The organism is Mesorhizobium sp. M5C.F.Ca.IN.020.32.2.1, assembly GCF_004023105.1.
Lineage (GTDB): Bacteria > Pseudomonadota > Alphaproteobacteria > Rhizobiales > Rhizobiaceae > Mesorhizobium > Mesorhizobium wenxiniae.
This window is the reverse complement of sequence record NZ_RZSX01001179.1, coordinates 1-1,534: the sequence shown is the minus strand read 5'-3', so window position 1 is coordinate 1,534 and position 1,534 is coordinate 1. Positions and strand designations below refer to the sequence as shown.

Genomic DNA, 1,534 nt, shown 5'->3' with positions numbered 1-1,534 from the left:
TTCGCAGGCTCAGGGCGTTCGAAGCTCGAAAAGCCAAGCAATTGGCTTTTCGTCCGCTAACGCGGACCGCTTCTCACCCCTTAAAATCCTTCGCCAGCAGATAAAGCTCGACCGACTCGTCCCGCGAGGCCGGCGGCTTGACGTGATGGACCGAGCGGAAATTCTGCTTGAGCCTGGCGAGCAATTCGTTCTCGGCGCCGCCCTGAAACGTCTTGGCAAGGAAATGGCCGCCCGGCTTCAACACCGAAAGGGCGAAATCAGCCGCCACCTCGCACAGATACATTGTGCGGATGTGATCGGTCCGGCGGTGGCCGGTCGTCGGCGCCGCCATGTCGGACAAAACGATGTCCGGTTGGCCACCGAGCGTTTCGGCGAGCTTTTCCGGCGCCTGCGGGTCGAGGAAATCCATCAACAGCACCGGCGCGCCGGGCACCGCGTCCATCTCCAGATAGTCGATGCCGACGACATGCGGGTGTTCGGCCGTCGATTTGGTCCGCGCGGCGGCGACCTGGCACCAGCCGCCGGGTGCCGCACCAAGGTCGATGACCTTCATGCCGGGCTTGAGCAGATGGTGCTTGTCGTCGATCTCGATCAGCTTGTAGGCCGCGCGCGAGCGGTAGCCGTCGGCCTTGGAGCGTTGGACATAGGGATCGTTGATGTGGCGCTGCAGCCAGCGGCGCGACGATTCCTTCAGGCCGCTCTTCTTCTTGATCCGCGTCTTCAGCACGCGAATGCCGGCTGAGCCTGGTTTTTCCGGCTTCTTGGTCATCGCCTATCACGCCCATTGCTGCGCCAGACGCCGTCGTCGGCCATCAATTCGCTCAATATGCCCTCGCGCAGGCCGCGATCGGCGACACGCAGCCGCTCCGACGGCCACACCGCGCGGATCGCTTCCAGGATGGCGCAGCCGGCCAGCACCAGATCGGCGCGATCGGCGCCGATGCAAGGGTTGGCGACGCGCTGCTGGAAATCCCAGCCGACCAGCTTCTCGACCATGCGGTCGACGCTGTCGCGGTCCATCCACAGCCCGTCGACCCGGCGGCGGTCGTAGCGTTCCAGGTCAAGGTGGACGCCGGCCAGCGTCGTCACCGTGCCCGAGGTGCCGAGCAAATGAAATTTCGGGCTGGCGAGCACATGGCTGAGCCGGTCGCGGCCATCGAAGGCATGCAGGCGCACAGCCACATCTTCGACCATGGCGGCGAAAACCTCGCGGGTGACGGTGCGGCCGCCGAAGCGCTCGGCCAGCGAAACCACGCCGACCGGCAGCGACGTCCAGGAGACGATATGGTTGGCGAGCCTCGGCGAGCGGTGGCCGGTGAGGTCGATCAGCGCGATTTCCGAGGAGCCGCCGCCGATGTCGAACAGGACGACGCCTTGCGTGTCGCGGTCGACCAGCGAGCCGCAGCCCGACACCGCCAGCCGCGCCTCGGTCTGGCGGTCGATGATCTCGAGCTTCAGGCCGGCCTCGCGCTCGACGCGGTCGAGGAACTCGGCGCCGTTCGCGGCAGTACGGCAGGCTTCGGTGGCGATCAGC

General features: G+C 66.0%; 2 protein-coding genes. Both read right to left on the bottom strand.

The features are described 5' to 3' along the window. Positions 1–73: 73 nt before the first annotated feature. Positions 74–769 carry an RlmE family RNA methyltransferase gene (locus EOA86_RS34125; RefSeq protein WP_065008018.1) on the bottom strand — a complete coding sequence of 232 codons (696 nt, stop codon included), beginning with the start codon at positions 767–769 and terminating at the stop codon, positions 74–76. Continuing rightward, positions 766–1,534, bottom strand: a 769-nt coding sequence (locus EOA86_RS34120) for a Ppx/GppA phosphatase family protein (RefSeq protein WP_164892302.1), incomplete at its 5' end; no start/stop codon positions are given. The genes EOA86_RS34125 and EOA86_RS34120, both read right to left, overlap by 4 nt.